11 protein-coding genes are annotated in these 17,659 nt (G+C 64.1%); 3 read left to right on the top strand and 8 right to left on the bottom strand.

The genetic code is table 11. From position 1 onward, the window contains the following. Positions 1 to 50: 50 nt before the first annotated feature. The 3 genes from P5205_00710 to P5205_00700 all read right to left on the bottom strand — a co-directional run bounded on the left by P5205_00710 (position 51) and on the right by P5205_00700 (position 3,962). Positions 51 to 2,120 carry a hypothetical protein gene (locus P5205_00710; GenBank protein HSA08871.1) on the bottom strand — a complete coding sequence of 690 codons (2,070 nt, stop codon included), beginning with the start codon at positions 2,118 to 2,120 and terminating at the stop codon, positions 51 to 53. 50 nt (positions 2,121 to 2,170) lie between these two features. Continuing rightward, positions 2,171 to 3,103: an acetyl-CoA carboxylase, carboxyltransferase subunit beta gene (accD, locus tag P5205_00705; protein HSA08870.1), complete on the bottom strand. Its 933-nt coding sequence runs from the start codon at positions 3,101 to 3,103 to the stop codon at positions 2,171 to 2,173. Positions 3,104 to 3,209: 106 nt separating this feature from the next. Further along, entirely contained in the window at positions 3,210 to 3,962 is a 753-nt protein-coding gene (locus P5205_00700) for a ComF family protein (protein ID HSA08869.1), read from the bottom strand. 86 nt (positions 3,963 to 4,048) lie between these two features. Here P5205_00700 and P5205_00695 point away from each other — a divergent pair, with 86 nt between their 5' ends. Further along, entirely contained in the window at positions 4,049 to 4,906 is an 858-nt protein-coding gene (locus P5205_00695; protein ID HSA08868.1) for a serine/threonine-protein kinase, read from the top strand. A 443-nt stretch (positions 4,907 to 5,349) separates the two neighbouring features. On the opposite strand, the gene polA is transcribed toward P5205_00695, so the two are convergent. Then, positions 5,350 to 8,202, bottom strand: coding sequence for a DNA polymerase I (gene polA, locus P5205_00690; protein HSA08867.1), 2,853 nt, complete (start codon positions 8,200 to 8,202; stop codon positions 5,350 to 5,352). Positions 8,203 to 8,290: 88 nt separating this feature from the next. Here polA and P5205_00685 point away from each other — a divergent pair, with 88 nt between their 5' ends. Together P5205_00685 and P5205_00680 are read left to right on the top strand one after the other, a co-directional pair. Continuing rightward, positions 8,291 to 10,855, top strand: a complete 2,565-nt coding sequence (locus tag P5205_00685; GenBank protein ID HSA08866.1) for a PQQ-binding-like beta-propeller repeat protein — start codon at positions 8,291 to 8,293, stop codon at positions 10,853 to 10,855. 369 nt (positions 10,856 to 11,224) lie between these two features. Then, the gene (locus tag P5205_00680) at positions 11,225 to 11,785 is read left to right on the top strand and encodes a YqgE/AlgH family protein (GenBank protein HSA08865.1); all 561 of its coding nucleotides are present in this window, start codon (positions 11,225 to 11,227) and stop codon (positions 11,783 to 11,785) included. Positions 11,786 to 11,912: 127 nt separating this feature from the next. Here P5205_00680 and P5205_00675 read toward each other — a convergent pair whose 3' ends face one another. The 4 genes from P5205_00675 to P5205_00660 all read right to left on the bottom strand — a co-directional run bounded on the left by P5205_00675 (position 11,913) and on the right by P5205_00660 (position 17,659). Beyond that, on the bottom strand, positions 11,913 to 12,266 hold the full coding sequence (locus P5205_00675) for a glycogen-binding domain-containing protein (protein HSA08864.1): 354 nt from the start codon (positions 12,264 to 12,266) through the stop codon (positions 11,913 to 11,915). A gap of 270 nt (positions 12,267 to 12,536) precedes the next feature. Continuing rightward, complete coding sequence (locus P5205_00670) at positions 12,537 to 14,450, bottom strand: heparinase II/III family protein (protein ID HSA08863.1); 1,914 nt, start codon at positions 14,448 to 14,450, stop codon at positions 12,537 to 12,539. A 72-nt stretch (positions 14,451 to 14,522) separates the two neighbouring features. Next, complete coding sequence (locus P5205_00665) at positions 14,523 to 15,977, bottom strand: NADH-quinone oxidoreductase subunit N (GenBank protein HSA08862.1); 1,455 nt, start codon at positions 15,975 to 15,977, stop codon at positions 14,523 to 14,525. After that, entirely contained in the window at positions 15,974 to 17,659 is a 1,686-nt protein-coding gene (locus P5205_00660; GenBank protein HSA08861.1) for an NADH-quinone oxidoreductase subunit M, read from the bottom strand. The genes P5205_00665 and P5205_00660 overlap by 4 nt, the downstream gene beginning before the upstream one ends.

The following is a 17,659-nucleotide window of genomic DNA, read 5'->3' as shown; positions in this document are numbered from 1 at the left end:
CGCGCAAATTTGCCCGATGGCCCCCAGGGTTCCCCGGGCAGGCAGGTTTGCTAGTTGAGTTGGCCGGCCCAGCGCGCCAGTTCCGCCTCCGGCAGGGGAGCGGCGACCACGCGCAATTTGTCGCTTGCCCCCAGGGCCCGGTAGGCGGAGCGAATCGCGTCTGTCGGGAAATCCGCGCCGGTGTTGTGCAGCAGCAAGCGGTGCGGCGCCGCGAGCACCGCGCCGGCCTCGAAGGTGCCGATGTTGCGGATGCCCGGGCAAAACAGGTCGGGCGCAAGCAGGGCCTCATCACTGGCAACATCGAGCTGGCGGCAATCGGCGACAACTGCGTTGGCCCCTGGCGCCGCCAACAGGGCCCAGAGACCGGCCCGGCCGTTGCCCCAGAGCATTACATCGAAAGACCGTGGCCCGCGTGGATCCGGGCCCGCGCCGGCAACCGCGCAGACCGTTAACAGGTCGCGCACCCGCTCCTGGAGCATGGTGCGGTTGTAAGTCCCGAAGAAGTTGGTGAACTGGTTAGGCGGGTTGCCGGTGCTGAAGCGATCCACCACCAGCACCGCCAGGCCGCGCTGGAGCAGCGCCAGCGGCAGACCTGCGGGGGCGGCCGAGGCGGGCGGCGGCGGGGTCTGTTGGTCGCTGGCGATCACCACAATCCTGGGCGCGGGGTTTGTGAGAATGCCGGGCGGAGCCCAGTAAGTTGCCAGCATGTGCGGGGCATCTTCTGAACGGCTGATCCGAAGGGTCGCGGAGGTGAATCCGGCGGACTCCTTCACCTCCTGGGCCTGGCTGCGCGCCCGGCTGACTGGCCACTGCACGAGCAGCGTGTGCCGCCAGGCCGGTTCCATGATCCGCTTGAATTCCTTCAGGCCGGCCTTGTTCCGTACCCTCAGCGATTCCCATTGTGCGCGGTGAGAATCCTTCAGCCGTTGAATGAGGCGCGCCTCGCTCACCGCGGCGGCGGGGAGCTCGGCGCCGGGGAACACGCGCAGGTTGGCGTCCGGCTCCTTTTCATACGGCGCCTCTTTGAGCGAAATGGGGTCGGAACGCTTCAGCAGCCACTTCCCGAACCAGTCATAGACCGCCTCACGGCTGGTCTGGTTGTAATTGTGGCGGTAGTCAAAGCGGAGATAACGCAGCCGGTCCGGGGCTTGGAGGAGACGATAGATGCCCTCGATGGCGGGGCCTTCGACCGTCAGCGTGTCCTTGGTCCAATCCCCGCTGGCGGCGACGAGTATCTGGGGGCGTGGCGCGGCGGCAGCGGCGATTTCCATGTTCGAGTAGTCAACACGCAGTCCGGGCGCGTTTTCGCAACTGCAGCCCCCTTGCATGCTGTGCGACACCATCACCACCGGCGCCTGCGCCGCAAGCCGGTCGTCCGCCGCGCCGAGCATGAACGTCTGCGTGCCACCGCCGGAGGCGCCCGTGCAGGCGAGCCGCTTGCGGTTCACGTCCGGCAGGGATTCAAGGAAATCCAGCGCGCGGATGCTGTTCCAGGTTTGGAACCCCATCAGGCTGATGTTCCACAGGAGGTTGACCTGGTTGGTGGCAAAACGGCGGTGACGCACGTAGAACTGCTCCGCCGGCACATCGCCGTGGTCGGGGAAGAAGGTGTCGTTGTAGCCGACCATGTCGTAGGAGAAGGCGATCATGCCCTGGCGCGCGAAGCTGATGCAACGGGCCGCGACACTGCCGTTGGTCCCATCGGCCAGCCGGCCCTCCTTCCAGTGCCCATGCGGGTTTAGAATGGCGGGAAACGGCCCCGGCCCACGCCCGAGCGGGCGATACAGATTCCCCCCGAGGTAGAAGCCAGGCAGGGTCTGGAGATAGACTTTCTCCACGCTGTAGCCGTCACGCTCCATCTTGCCGAAAACCTGGGACTGCAAGGGGGTCTTATGCGGCATCGGCCACAGGCCGCAGCTCACCAGGACCTGCTCGCGGATCGCTTTGGCCCGCAGCTGCCAATCCTCGCGCGAAACAATGTTCGGAAACTCGCGCGGTGTATTGAGATCCCTGAATGCCGGCGGGGCTTCCGGTTGACCCTGCTGCGGCTCAGCCGCCAGACCCGAGAATCCGAGACACCCCAGCAGCAGGCACGCGGCAAGCGCGGACAGCCGCCGCAAATCAGTGTTCCGGGGCCAGGCTTCGGGCTTCGGATTTCGGACTTGGCTCCTCACCGCTGCCCGTTGGTCAGATACCGGAGATACTCGATTAGCCGCGTCTTCATCTCCCTGCGCGGCACAATGGCATCTATCAGACCGTGGTCGAGCAAAAACTCGGCGGTCTGGAAACCCGGCGGCAATTCCGCCTGGGTAGTGTCTTTGATGACACGCGGGCCGGCGAATCCGACCATGGCCCCCGGTTCGGCGATGATCAGGTCGCCCACGCCGGCGAAGCTGGCCATCACCCCAGCCGTCGTCGGATGCGTGAGCACGCTGATATACGGCAGCCTGGCCTGGGCATGATACGCCAGCGCGCCGCAGGTCTTGGCCATTTGCATCAGGCTGAACATGCCCTCGTACATGCGCGCCCCGCCACTGGTGGAAATAATGATGAGCGGCAAGGTCTTCTCGGAAGCCTTCTCGATCAGCCGCGCCAGTTTCTCGCCGACCACCGATCCCATGGAGCCGCCGAGGAAACTGAAGTCCATCACGCCCAGCGCCGCCCGCTGCTCGCCGATCTTGCAGATGCCCGTCAACACCGCGTCCTTCAGGCCGGTGGATTTCTGGTAGCTTTCCAGCTTCGCGGTGTAGGACGCCACTCCGGTGAACTTGAGCACGTCCACGCTGGTCATCCCGGCGTCCATCTCCTCGAAGGTGCAGGTCTCCACCAGCGAATGGATCCGTTCCCGGGCGCCGATGGGGAAGTGATACTGGCATTGCGCGCACACCTTCAGGTTTTCATCCAGCTCCTTGTCAAAGACCATCGTGGCGCACTTCGGGCACTTGGTCCACAGGCCCTCGGGAATGTCTTTCTTCCGGGACTTGCGGCTGGGCAGCTTGGGCTTCTTGACGAACGCCGCCGGGGCGGTCGGCGGGGGCGGCGTCACCGCCGGCTCCGGTGTTTCCAGGCCCAGCGGTCTCTTGGTAAAGGAAGTCGTTGTCACGCGCAGAAAGGTCTAGAGCCCGAAGCCGAGCGGGAAGCGTCTCCCGCCCGCCTCGCACCCTCTATATTCACGACAAATCTCATTCCAAGCTACAGGTGAATAATATCTAGACTCCCCGGGCAACTGTCCAGACGCAAACTTCCCCCGCTCCAGCCTCCACCAGCACCCGGGCGCAGGCGCCGGTCGTCGCGCCCGTAGTGAAAACGTCATCCAGCAAGACAATGCGCTCGCCATTCAACTGCTGTCCCTCGCGCAGGGCAAAGGCGTTGCGGACATTGGACAGGCGCTCCGAGCGGTTCAGCCGCGTTTGGGTGCGCGTGGGGCGGACGCGGCGCAGCAGCCGTTTGCTCACGGGGATCTGCGTCGCCGCGCCCAGCCGGTCGGCCAGGCGCTCAGCCTGGTTGAACTCGCGTTCGCGCTCTTTGGCGGGATACAGCGGCACGGGCACGATCATATCCGGCTTCTGCCCGTCCAACACGGGCCCGGCCGCGCGAATCAGCAGCTCGGCCAGAAACGGCTCGAACCACAGGGCTCCCCGGTATTTGTAGCCTTTCATCGTCTCCAGCACCACTCCACGCGCCGCCACCGCGGAGCGAGCCCAACTGAAATGCCAGTCGAGCTCCTGGCAATTGGCGCACTCGAATTGGGTGGTGATGTCCCCCTCAAACGGTCGCCCGCACCGCTCGCACAACGGCGGCTGGATGAACCGCACCCTGGCGCGGCAGCCGCTGCACACAAAGCTCTCCGCCGGCGTCGCCCGCGCCTGCTCGCAAAGCTGGCAGACCTCCGGGTAGAGCAATGCCAACCCGGCATCCAGCCAGCCCTTGATTGAATCCGCCAACGCTCCCAGCGTCCGCATCGCGGCATCCTCTAACACAGGCGGCTGCCCTTGCCAAGCGCGCTTTCGGAGTGGCCAAGAGCCCGCGGCTATGATAAACAGAATCGGTGTTTGGCAAAGCGAACAGGTCGGGTGCTGACGAGAAGCCTTCGGCGGGGCCGTTTGGCCGGTTCTATTTGCAGGAGCTCATCAACAGTGGCGGCATGGCCGACATCTGGCTCGCGACGGATGAACGGCAGAAGCCCTACGCGCTGCGCCGCATGCACGAGCGGCTGCGCTTCAACCTCCTGGCCCGGCGGCGTTTCCTGCGCGGGGCCGACATCCTCTCCAAGATCGGCGATCACGACCACATTGTCGGCTACGTCGAGCACGGCTCCATCAAGGGGCAGCCTTACCTGCTGATGGACTACGTCGAGGCCTCCAACCTCAAGGAGCTCCACGCCCGCCAGGACTCCGTCCTGCTCGAGAACGTCGCCCAGATCCTTATAGACATGGCGGAGGGTCTCGAACACATGCATGACAACGGCTTCATGCACCTGGATTTCAAGCCCGAGAACGTCCTTGTCTCCCGCAACGCCAGCGTTCGACTCGTGGACTTTGACCTCGCCCAGCCGGTTCCGGAGAAGCCGAAGAAGGCGTCGAAGAGGAACCCGGGCACGCCCGCCTACATGGCGCCAGAGCAACTGCAAGGCAAGCCGATCACCCACCGCGTGGACATCTTTTCCTACGGCGTCGCCGCCTACGAGCTGCTCACTCACCAGAAGCCGTTTCCGGGCGACACCCCGGGCGAGATTCTGAGCCGGCAACTCGACCGCACCGCCCTGGTGGCGCCCCGCCAATACAATGCCGACATCCCCGCCAGCCTGGAAAAGGTTATCCTCCGCTGCCTGGAATACCTCCCCGAACGCCGTTACCCGTTCGTTGGGGTAATGGTCCGTGAACTTCAGGCCGCGCTTTACATCTAGCCCCCGCTCGCCCGATCCGGGCGCCTAAACGGGCTCACGTATTTCCACACCGGTTACTGGCCCGCCGGGGCTGAATCCACGCCCGTCGGAACCCATTGCCATTCCAGGGCTTATATGTGTGTCCCTGGCACGATACGGTTGGTTTCCGGGCCGGCCCGCCCCACCAAGCCCCTGCAGCCAGCGGTCCCGGAGTGACTCCTTGGCCTGGATGGAGGGGCCCCGGTGTGGTTCCCATGGGGCCCGACCCCCATGGGAACCACACCGGGGCCCCTCCAAATAGACACCGGAACATCGGGGGTCACGGCAGGTGGCTATTCCGTCGGACAGAGAGTTGGAATGCACTGCGAATAGGCAATACATTCGCGGATTTGCGGATTCCCGCACTAAAGCCCCATTCCGCTAAGCACCCGCGCCCATCCTCGCCTCCCACGCCCAGGGAGGTTTCAATGCGCTTCCAGCCAATTCCCGCCCGTCCCCATCTCCACCGCCATTGGCACGTCCAACTGGATGGCCGTCTTCATCTTCTCCTCGACCAGCGGCAGGACTTCCTGCTCTTCCGGCAGGTAGAGGTCGAAGACGAGTTCGTCGTGGACCTGGAGGAGCATCCGGGTCTTGAGGTTCCGGCGGGCCAGCTCGCGGTGGAGGTTGATCATGGCCAGCTTGATCATATCCGCGGCGGTGCCCTGGATGGGGGCGTTGATGGCGTTGCGCTCGGCGGCGCCACGAATAGTGTTGTTGGCGGAGCGGATGTCGCGCAAGTAACGGCGGCGGCCGGTGACCGTCTCCACGTAGCCCTTCTTTCGTGCAAACTCGATGGTCTCGTCCATGTAGCGGCGGATGCCGGGGAATTGCCTGAAATACTGATCTATGATCTCGCCCGCTTCAGCCCGCGGGATGCCGAGGCGCTGTGACAAACCGAAGGCGGACATGCCGTAGGCGATGCCGAAGTTGACCATCTTGGCCTTGCGGCGCATCTCGGGCTCCACCGCGTCGGAAGGCACGCCAAACACCCTTGCCGCGGTCGCCGCGTGGATGTCCGCGCCGGCCTCGAACGCTTCCAGCATGGCCGCCTCATGGCTGAGGGCGGCGAGGATGCGCAGTTCGATCTGCGAATAGTCCGCCGACAACAGCCGATACCTGGGACCACGGGGCACGAAGGCCTTGCGGATTTCCTGCCCTCGCTCGGTGCGGATGGGGATGTTCTGCAGGTTCGGGTTCTGGGAGTTGAGCCGCCCGGTGGAGGTCATCACCTGGTTGTAGGTGGTGTGGACGCGGCCGGTCCTGGGCCAGATCGCCTCGGGCAAGGCGTCGGCGTAGGTGGATTTGAGTTTCGAGGCCGCGCGGTATTCGAGCAGGCGCTGGACGATTTCATGGTCGGCGGCCAGCGCGGTCAGCGTTTGCTCGTCGGTGGCGTATTGGCCGGTCCTGGTCTTTTTCGGGGCGTTGCCGAGCTTGAGCAAGTCGAAGAGGACCTGGCCCAATTGGCGGGGTGAATTGAGGTTGAACGTGGTCCCGGCAAGGCGGTAAATGGTCTTCTCCGCCTCATCCATCTCTTTGGAGAGCTGTGCGGCGAACTCGGCCAGCGCGGCGGCGTCCACCTTAATGCCCTCGAATTCCATGTCCACCAACACCGGGATGAGGGGGGATTCGACCTCGTAAAAGACCCGTTCCTGCCCCTTCTGCTTCAGAAGCGGTTCGAGCACCGCGCGGAGCTGCCAGGTCACGTCGGCATCCTCGGCGGAGTATTCGGCGGCTTTGGCCGCCGGCACATCGGCCATGTTAACCTGGCCGGCCTTCGGATCGCCGATCAGTTTGGTGATCGGGATGGGCGTGTAGGCGAGATAGACCTCGGACAGGTAATCCATGCCGTGGCGCATTTCCGGCTCGATGAGGCTGTGCGCGATCATCGTGTCGAAGAGCTTGCCGCCCACCGAGACGCCCTGCCACCGCAGGACGCTAATATCGAACTTGAGGTTGTGCCCTGCTTTCTCGATCGCATCTGATTCCAGCACCGGGCGGAACTCCTCCAGCAGACGCCGGGCCCCGGCTGCGTCCTGCGGCACAGGGACGTAATAACCCGTGTGTGGCTTGAACGAAAACGCCAGGCCCACCAGGCGCGCGGCCTTGGGGTCGAGGCTGGTGGTCTCGGTGTCGAAGCAGAACGAGTCGAGCTTCTGCAAGGTCTTAATCAGCCTGGCGCGGTCGGCGGGCGTGGCCGCCAGATGATATTCGTGCGGCACCTCGGCGATGGTCTTGAGGTTCGCCGAGGTCGCAGCCGGTTCCGCTATCGGTTCCTCCGCCACACCTTCAGTCTCCGACACGAGCACCAACTGCTCGCCCATCGTCCCACCCGCCGCAGCCGCCGATGGCTTCTGCGTTGTGCCTTCTTCCTTCGGCAATCCCCCTCCGCGCCCGGCTTTGAAGTCCTCGCCGAATAAACGGCGCCCGATGGAGTTGAATTCGAACTCGACCAGCAGGCTCTTCAGTTTCTCTTCGTTTGGAGGCTGCACTTTCAGCGCGTCCAACTCGACTCCACAGGGAGCGTCGCAGATGATCGTGGCCAGGCGTTTGGAGAGCAGCGCCTGCTCACGGTTCGTCTCCAGGGTTTGCTTGAGCCGCCCGGTCAATTCGCCCGCATGCGACAGCAGGTTATCCAGCGTGCCATACTGCCCGATGAGCTTCATGGCCGTCTTCTCGCCGATGCCCGGCACTCCCGGGATATTGTCCGACGCGTCGCCCATTAACGCGAGCACATCCACAAGCTGCTCGGGGCATTGCACACCCCAGCGGGCCTGAATCTCCGGGGGGCCCAGCACTTCCGCCCCCTCACCGCTCCGCGAGGGTTTGAAGATGAAGGTGCCGGCGGTGACGAGTTGTCCGAAGTCCTTGTCGGATGTAACCATGTAAGATTGAAAGCCTTCCTGCCCGGCGCGGCGGACCAGCGTGCCGATAATGTCGTCGGCTTCGTAGCCGTCGCAGATCAGCACGGGGACGTTCAGCGCCTCCACCATCCGCCGGACATGGGGCAGCGCCGCGCTGAGTTCCTCCGGCATCTCCTCCCGGTTGGCCTTGTAATCGGCGAACTCCGCATGCCGCTGCGTCGGCGCGGCGGTGTCGAAGGCAACCCCCAAATGCGTCGGCTGCTGGTTCTGGAGGATGTCCAGCAGCGTTTGGGTAAAGCCGTAGAGGGCGGAGGTGTTGACGCCTTTGGAGGTGAGGATGGGGCGGTGGATGAACGCGAAGTGCGCTCGATACGCCAGCGCCATGCCATCCAGCAGGAACAACTTCTTCACCATGGCGATAGTCTAACGCCTCTCGGGGGGAATAGCCCAACCATATTTGCAAACCTCGACCAACCCGGCCGATTGAACTCCCGAGGCCGCCGTGGCCCGCCGCACTGGCACCGGCCTCGCCAGCACAAATGCCCCGACCGGCACAACCCAGCGCTGCCACCGGGCGAAGGTGGCAGCGCAGGCATTTCTGAAGGCCGAAAGCCGGCGTGACCTCGTTTTCGTTGACAAGCCTGCGCTCGTCTGCGAAATGATCTGGACAATGACCGATTTTGCACACCCTCCGGGAGCAGATCTCCCCGACCTCTCCTCCACCAACGCGAAGACATTGATGATTGGGCCAATGAAGAAATGGTGCCTATCCGCGCTGCTCACTGCGGCCATAACCAGCCCGGCGTGGGGTATGTCAGTATCGGGCCGGGTGTTCGCGGACCGGAACGGCGATGGCGTGGCCCAGGCAACGGAGCCTGGACTGGGCCGGGTCGCGGTCTCCGACGGCAACGCGGTGGTGCTCACTTCGAAGCGCGGTGATTACCAACTGGAGACAGAGCCCGGCCGGCTGGTGTTTGTCACGCTGCCTCGGGGCTACCGGGCGAGCCGGAGCTTCTATGCCACGGCGGCGGCGGGCAAAGCCGCGGACTTCGGGCTGGTGGACTGGGAAGCGTCGCGCCGTAGCGGGGTGCGGTTTGTGCAGATCACGGATATCCACATCACACAGAAGGAGGATACCGTCAGCACGTTCAGCGAGGACATCGAGGAGATCAACGCGTTGCAGCCGGCGGCCGCGTTTGTGATCGCCACGGGCGACCTGGTGAACAATGGAAAGGAAACGCCCGAGTTCGAGAACTACGTGCGCGCGATGGCCGGGTTCCGGATTCCGCTCTTCAACGTGCCCGGCAACCACGACGTCAAGGCTCCCGGTTCGATGGCCCATTACCATCAGTACCTGGGGCCCGACCATTACTCATTCAACGTCGGGGACGGCCACTTCGTCATGCTCAACTGCATGAGCTTCGATGAGCAGCAAAAGGCCTGGATCGAGAAAGACCTGGCCGCGGCGCCGAAGGGGGCGGCGCGGGTGTTCGCGCTGCATTACCTGCCGACGCGCCGGCAGGTGGAATACCTCAAGCAGCTTGGCGCCGTGGCGGTGCTTAGCGGGCATTGGCACGGGAACCGGGTCGAGCAGGGCCTGGGCGTGCTGGACTTGAACACACCGCCGCTGCGGTTCGGCGGAATTGATCGGCATCCGCGCAGCTTCCGCCTCCTGGAGATCAAGGGCGGCAAGGTGGACAATGAACTGCGCCTGGGCGGTTTCAAACATCATGCGGCGGTGGTGTCACCCAGTGGAACTTGTGTAACGGAAAAGAACCGGCTCCCCGTGGTGGTCAACGCCTACGACAGCCGCATCGAGGTCGCCGCCGTGGAGTGCCGCGCGGCGGGCCGGCGCGTGGCGCTCAAGCGCGCCAGTCCGTGGACGTGGCTGGGCGATTTGAAGCTGCCGGCCGGAGCCCGGGGAGAGCAAACGCTGGTAGCCGACATCCGCGCCGTTAACGGCGAGACGTGGCAAGCGGAGGCCAGCTTCCAGCTTGCTGATCAGGCGGGCTCTGCCACTGAACCCAAGCCGCCGCTGCAGTTGAAGTGGGCCGCTTCCACCGGCGGCTTTATCGGCATCTCCTCGCCGCGAAAGGGCAACGACTGCGTGGCGGTGGGCATTGATGACCAGGGCGATCTCAAGCGCTGCGGCGTGTCGGCCTTCGCCGCCAGCGGCAAGCGCCTATGGCACTTTGCCACCGACAGCGCCGTGAAGAACAACATTGCCGCCGCCGACGGGCGCATATTCGCGACGAGCGTGGCGGGCTGGCTCTACGCCCTCGACGAGGCCACCGGCAAGCTGTTGTGGAAAGCCGAGCTGGACCGCGAGCGCGAGCGTTGGGAAGTCGCCGCCACCACCGCCCATGACGGAGTGGTTTATGTCGGAGCGCACTCCTACATCGCCGCCTTCGAGACGCAGACCGGCCGCCGCATCTGGGACAAGCGCCACGGCCAGAGCGACTGGTGGCCCAGCAGTTACACCGTGCCGACCATCGCCGGCCGCAAGCTGCTCCTCACCACTCGCAACGGCGCCTGGGCCCTCGACGCCAAGACCGGCGAAATGCTCTGGAAACTGGACGGGCGGTTCAACGGCTGCCTGGCCGTCGGCAATACTCTCTACACGACGAGGAATAACGCCCTCTGCGCGTTGGACCTGGCCGGCGGCAAACTCCTTTGGACCGGCAAAGAACAAGTCGGCGATACCGCCTCCGCGCCCGCACTCGCGGGCGATAAGCTGGTCATGGGCACCGCCGACGGCCGTGTCTGCGCCTTCGCGACCACGGATGGCTCGCTCCTCTGGGCCGCGCAAACGGGCCCCAGCCTCTCGTCATTGCAGCCCTACCAGCGCGGCGGCAGCGACGTGAACAGTTCCCCAGCCATTCTGGGCGACACCGTCTATGTCGGCGCCAGCGACGGCGCGGTCCATGCCCTCAGGCTTGCGGACGGCGCGAAGCTGGGGAGCTACTCCCTGGGTGTGCCGATCGCCTCATCACCCTTCATCGCCGGCGACCGTCTCTACCTTGGGGGCTATGACGGCAACCTGTACGCGTTTGCGGTGGGCAAGTAGCTGCTAATGGGGTGAGAGAACCGCATCTGACGCTTGCGGTGCAGGATATCCCCTGGCCACCGTAACCCGGCGCCATACCCCCTCCCTTGCGGACTTCCGGGCCGGCGGTTCGTCGGCCCCTCCGTGGCATCGCAGGGCTGCGCACCCCGCAAAACGCGGCGGCTGTCGGGATACCCCAGCCGCGCCTGCCGCGCTCAATCGTTGGGCACCCAGCCTTTGCCGGGGATGTAATCCCGGCTGCCGGAGTGGTTCTGGCACCCAGCCGCCACGAGCAGCGCGCCGGCGAGCAGCAGGAGCAGACAAAGTTTTGACATGCGGAAAGTTTAATCCAGATTGGCGGTGAGGCAAGTGTAAGACGGTCTCAGCAGTATGGCAGAGAAGCAGAAATACTTGAAAGGTCAGTTGCTCCTGGACAGCGGCCAGTTGCTCGGGTCGTTCTTCCAGCGCACGGTGGTGTTGATTTGTCAGCACGACGCGGAGGGGGCCTTCGGCCTGGTGCTCAACCGCGCCTCCGGCAGCAACGTCGGCGAGATGATCGTCGCCGACCTGCCGGACACGCTCAAGAGCTTCCCGCTCTACGTGGGCGGGCCGGTCCAGCCGTCGGCGCTCAGTTTCCTGCTCTCGGACACCTTCATGGCGGACGCCAACGTGATGCCCAACCTCAGCCTGGGCCATTCAGTGGATGACCTGTTGGAAATGAGCGAGTCGTTTTCGCCGACGCGCAAGCTCAAGCTCTTCGCCGGCTACGCCGGCTGGAGTCCGGGCCAGCTCGAGGACGAGATGAAACGCAAAGCCTGGCTGAAGCATCCAGCCTCCCTCGAACTGGTATTCGACACCGCGCCCGAACAGCTCTGGCAGGTCATCCTGCGGCGGAAGGGCGGACTATTCCGGATTCTAGCCCAAGCGCCCGAGGATCTGTCACACAACTGAAACGGCGCGCGGTCGCAAGCAATAACGCAACGGGCGTGCCGCTGGGTATCGGTCAGCACCGGGCACGTGCAAATGCGGGAACGACCTGACGAAGGCTGATTGACACTTCGCGAGACCGCCCAATCGCCTAACCGTTCTTGCTGGCCCTGCGCCGGCCGGGTTTCCTTGCCGCAGATTGCGCCTGAGCCTCAACCTCCGCTCCGCCGCCCACCTCGCGCACCATGTTGTTTGTTCCGAAGATGTTAGGAATTCTGAGCGTGCATTGTGGATCATCGCGCCATTGCCCGTCCACGAGGAACCGGTAGTGGTAGGTGCCGGGGGCCAGATTCACAGACGTCTTCCAGACCCCACCGGGCCCTTTGGCCAAATTGATGGGCTGGCGTTGCCAATGCGTGAAGTCCCCTACCAGCTGAACACTATTCGCCTCAGGAGCGCTGTAAAAGAACTCCTGAACCGACTTTGCTTCGTCTGCTTTCGCCATAATATGTCCTTCCTGTTGCTGCTATTCTCGTTCCTGACCTACGCGATACCAATTTGAGTCATGGAAAGGTAGGCCCCAATGCCAGCCTGTCAAATATCATCCGCCTGTGCCTGCAAAGCCTCAGTCTTGGGTGGGACTGCCCCGCCGAGGCGGCCAAACGGTGGCGCTTTCGGCGAAAGCGCCCGACCAGGCAGAGGGACTACTGTGCCGCTTTGCCTGGCGGGGCGCTGGACCAAGCAGGGCAGGCGTCCTGGCCTGCCCCGCACCTTGTTAATCCTGCTTTCCTGCACTCGCCCCCGGCTGGAGCAACACCTTGAGCCCCAGCTTCTCTCCCGCCTCGATCGGCACAGTGAAGCCAACGATGCTGACGCCCGGGTTGCGCTTATCGTAGTCTCGCGGCGGCGGATCGGCCGGCCAGGATTCAATCTCCACCTCGGCGGGGGACAGAACTTCCAACCGCAGGCGTTTGCCGTCTTGCTCCAGCCAGGCCCGGTTGGGGCCGTCGGCCTTCAGGCGGGCGGGCGTTACCATTCCCCAACGCACCTTGGCAGGCTTGGCCCCGCCGGTGAGTTGATCCTCGATCACTACCCGGCGGTCCGGTTGCAGCGCGAAGCGGCGTTTGGCGCCGGCCAACTGGCCGGCATAGGTCGCGCTCATATCCACCACCGCGTAGGCGTTCTTCGGGTCGGCGGAGAATTCGGATATGGGCGCCTGGCTGGTCACAACCTGCTCCGCCTCATCTACCAGCAACGTGCTGTGCGCGCGGTTATGGTAGCGGAAGATGCTCCAGCGTTCCGATCCCTGTCGGAAGTCCCACAAGTTGACGCCCCTTTGTTCCAGCGCGTTATAGTCCTGCGCGCCGAGGTCGAGGGACCATCGCGCGCCGTCCGCATCCAGGATAAACGAGCCAATATCCATGTGCCCGTGGCTGGCCGAAGGCGTGCCGGCCTTAATCGCGAGGAACACCGCGTTGGTATCGGTCCAGGAGCTGCGGAAGACACCCAGCGGGTTCTGGCCCTGTCCCAGCCAATTCAGAGCAGCCGGCGGCTCGGGCTTGAGCCCCGCCTTGGCCCACACCAAGACCAGCGGAAGAAACCGGCCCCCTTGCTGCCGGCCCTTGCTTTTCCGAATCGCAGCCAGTTCCCGCTCGAGCATCTCCGTTTCAAACCACAGCAGGTCCGGCCGATCCGTGCGCGCCGCAAACCATGTCATAGCCGGAGAAAAACCCGTGCCCGTGCCGCAGTCGCTGAAGCTGAACGTCCGGCGCGTTGGGCCAATGATGTTCAGCATGAACTCGCCCGACTTCAGGAAACCCGGGCTGCGGCTAAGGTCGAAATCGGTGCCGAACACCGATTCGAGCATCGTGATCAGCATCACGTTGAAGCTCGTGCCGTAGTTCCAATAACTGGGACCTTCCGGGTAAGTCCCGTCCGGATTATAGACTTTCATGGCGTAGGGCAGGCCAACGAGCGCGCGCCGCACCACCTCCGCCGCCCGGTCCGGGTTGGCTTCGAGCAGCGCCAGCGCGCCCGCGACCATCCCGGCATGGCAAACCTGGTTCCAGTTATTCCGCCCATGCTCCCAGCCGAGCCTCGCCCCCGGCTTCAGATATTGGCCCAATCCCTTTGTTTCAATGGCCTCGCGGCTCGCCTGGCGCAACTCGGGCGACAGTTGCTCGTATAGCCAGTCGTAACCCACCGCGATGGCCATCGTCATTTCCGCCGTGTCAAGGAAATGGGATGGGTTCCAGTTCGGCATGGCGGCCATGGCCTTCATTTCCGCCATCGCGCGCTCCGCGTAGCGCTGGTCGCCCGTCACGCGGAAGGCGAAAGCAAGATGCATCATGCGCCCCAGCGCCTCACGCGACCGCCCCAGCAGCCGCCGTCCATCCTTCCGGTAAGTTACCGCGGGTTCCGTCAGCATCTCATCCGCCGTGAGGCGCACCGCTTCCCAAACCGCCTTCATCTGCCGGTCGGACTTGATCTTCTCGCGCACGCCCGCCTCGTCCCGGGCGGTCCAAAACAGCCGCGGATGCCCCGGGATCGGCGCAGCCTTTTGCAGGATCTGCTCCTGGGAAGGCGGTTCGGCGCTAAACCCGATGAAGGCGGAGGCCAGCACCGCACAGAATGCGGCGAGCTGGCGCGTGGTGTTCGGCGGTGTGGCCGGGCTCGGTTTCATGCTCATACAGTCCCGCTTACTTTCGCCTGAATCAAACGCTCAGACGAGTTCATTCTGCCGCATTTCGCGCTGCCGGGCTTACCGCAACACCCTGACCGCCTCGGCCGCCAGATTCACAATCGCGCCGGGGAATATACCGAGGTAGAACATGCCGGCGATGCAGGCGTAAATGGCAACACGGATGGGCCGGGAGATCGAGATGGGGGAAAGATCGGGTGTGTCCTGGAACCAGTATATGGCCCGCACGACGCCGAAGTAGTAGTAGATGGATATCACCACGCCGGCCAGGGCGGTGAAGGTCAGGCAATAATATCCGGCATTCGCGGGGGCCTGTTCGAGCACAGCCTTGAGCAGCAGGAACTTCCCGAAGAAGCCGGCCAGCGGCGGGATGCCGGCGAGCGAGGCCATGGCCAGCGTCATTGTCACCGCCAGCAGGGGCGAACGCCGGTGCAGGCCGGCCAGGGCGCCAATGTCCTCGCCTTCCACTTGTCGCAGCGCCAGACAAAGCACGGTGAAGGCGGCCAGCACGGTGAAGAGGTAACCGCTGAGGTAATAGAGGACGGCGGACCGGCCGGCCGCGCTGAGGGCGGCGACGCCCAGGAGCATGTAGCCGGCGTGCGCGATGCTCGAATAGCCGAGCAACCGCTTGAGGTTGCGCTGCGGAATGGCGCAGAGGTTGCCATAGAGAATGGAGACGCCGGAAAGGATAATCAGGAGGTTGGACCACTGCGCCGTGATGTCCGGCACGGCGATGAAGAGCACCCGCAGCAGCAGGGCGAAGCCGGCGGCTTTCGATCCCACGGCGAGGAACGCCGTCACCGGCGTGGGCGCGCCTTGATAGACATCCGGCGCCCAAATCTGGAAGGGAAACGCGGCGATCTTGAAACCCAGGCCGACCAGGATCAGCACGAGGCCGAAGAGGAAGATCTTGTTGCCGCACAAGTGCGCGGCCACCCCCGCCAGCCCGCCGAAGTTCAGCGTTTGGGACAGGCCATAGACCAGCGCAATGCCGAAAACGGTGAAGCCGGTGGACAACGCGCCGATGATCAGATACTTCACGCCCGCCTCCAGGGAGGCCACCCGGGCGCGCTGGAAACTGGTGAGCACGTAGAAGGTAACGGTGATCAGTTCGAGCGAAACGAACAGCAGGGCGAAATCGTTCACGGAGGCGGCGAACAGCATGCCCGAAAGGGCAAACAGAGTCAGCGCGTAGAACTCGGCGATGCCGGCGGCGATGCGGTCAGCAAATTCGACCGAGATGAGCAGGACGATGAGGGCGGCCAGCAGAAAGAAGCGTTTGAAGAACAGTGCCAGGTGGTCGAGCGCGTACATCTGGCCAAAGGCGTAATGCACCGTTTGACCGGGCACGAGCCGGACACAGCAAAGGCTGTAGAGCAGAATCAACCCCACACCCAGCGCGGCGGCGTAGCCGAGCTTGCGCTTGGCAGGCGTGGGCAGCCACAAATCCACGAGGAGCAGCCCAAGACCGAGGGCCAGCACCAGCAGTTCGTGATTGAGCAAGAAGAGATTCATCCGGGTGGAAATGCAGGCATCCGGTCGTCAGGGTTATTCAGAAAACGCGCTTCCCCGGGGATGTCCCAACACGGGCTGGTTGGGAGACTTGGCCTATTCATCTCGCCGGTATGGAGGTCTCCCGCCGCCGCGGTACGGTCTTGGACTGGCACAACCTGTTTCGTTGGCGAACGGGTGGCCAAAATGGGTTTGGCAGGTGTCTTCGGGGCAAATGCGGCGATGACTTTCTCGCCGACACTGGGCTCGATCTTGTCGGTGAGCAGTCGCGGGAAGCAGCCGAAGACGAGCAGGCCGGCAAGTAGAAGAATGAACGGGGCTTTGCGCCAGAGGTGTGGAGCATCCGCCACATTGGCCCATTGTTCCGGCAGTGGCCCATGCAACATCGCGCGGATCACCCGCAGCATGTAAACCGCGCCGATGATCAGCGCGCCCCAGCACGCCAGGATCGTCACCAGCCGGAAGCTCTGCCAGGCGCCGAAGAAGACGGTGATCTCGCCCGCGAAGTTGGCAAAGCCGGGCAGGCCGCAGCCGGCAATCGCCGCCATCGTTAGCACCGCGCCAATGAACGGCAGCCGGCGGAGCAGCCCGCCGAGCCGCTCCATTTCCAGGGTGCCGGTCTGCTGATAGATGTAGCCGCCCAGGCCGAACGTCAGCGCCGCGAGGAAGCCGTGCGCAATCATCACCAGCACCGCGCCGGTCACCCCGATGAGGTTCAAGGTCGCAATGCCGAGGAACACAAAGCCCATGTGCGCGACGCTGGAATAGCCGACAAGCCAGTTGAAGTCCTTCTGGCGCATGGCGACCCAGCCGCAGTACAAAAGGTTGCCCAGGCAGAGCCAGGCGAGGAGGTGCATCCAACTTTGCGCGGCGTCCGGGAGCAAGGGCAGCGCGATGCGGATCAAACCGTAGAGGCCGAACTTCTTGAGCACGCCGGCATGGAGCATGGCGGTGGCGGCGGGCGCCGAGCCATAGCCGAGCGGAGCCCACGTGTGGAACGGCCAGAGCGACACCAGGATCCCGAAGCCAAAGAGCAGCAAGGGGAAGATGAAGTTCTGCGCGCCCGGGGACAGGGGCTGTTTCTTGAGATGCTCGGCCAGCTTTGGAATGTCGAACGTGCCGGCGCCGGACTGCGCGTAAAGCGCGATCAGCCCCACCAGCGCGATGAGCGCGCCGATGCTGAGGTAGAGGGTGATCTGGAACGTGGCGTAGTTCTTCTGCTCGCCGCGGCCCCACACGCCAATCATGATGAAGGTCGGCACCAGGGCCAGCTCGTGGAAGAAGTAGAAGAAGAACAGGTCAAGCGACGCAAAGGCGCCGAGGATGCCGCCGGCCATCACCAGCAGCAGGATATAGAATTCCTTCTCCCGCTCTTTGATCTCCCAGGAGACGCAGGCCGCCGCGAACGCGACGATGGCGCCCATCAGGACCAGGCCAACGTTGATGCCGTCCACGCCGACGTGGTAGCTGATGCCGAGACTTTGCACCCAGGAGACCTGCTGCTCGAACTGGTACCCGGGGAGGCCGGCGTCGAACTGCAGGAACATCTTCAGCGCCAGCAGCGCCGAAATAAACGTGGCGAGGATGGCGACGCCGCGCAGCACCGGCCGGAAGGTGCGCGGCAGCAGCAGCAGGATAATTGCTGCGCAGAGCGGCCAGCCGAGGATGTAGGTGAGCGGCGACAT

The organism is Candidatus Paceibacterota bacterium, assembly GCA_035452965.1.
GTDB lineage: Bacteria > Verrucomicrobiota > Verrucomicrobiia > Limisphaerales > UBA8199 > UBA8199.
The sequence above is the reverse complement of the archived record's forward strand: the minus strand, read 5'-3'. Positions and strand labels throughout refer to the sequence as shown.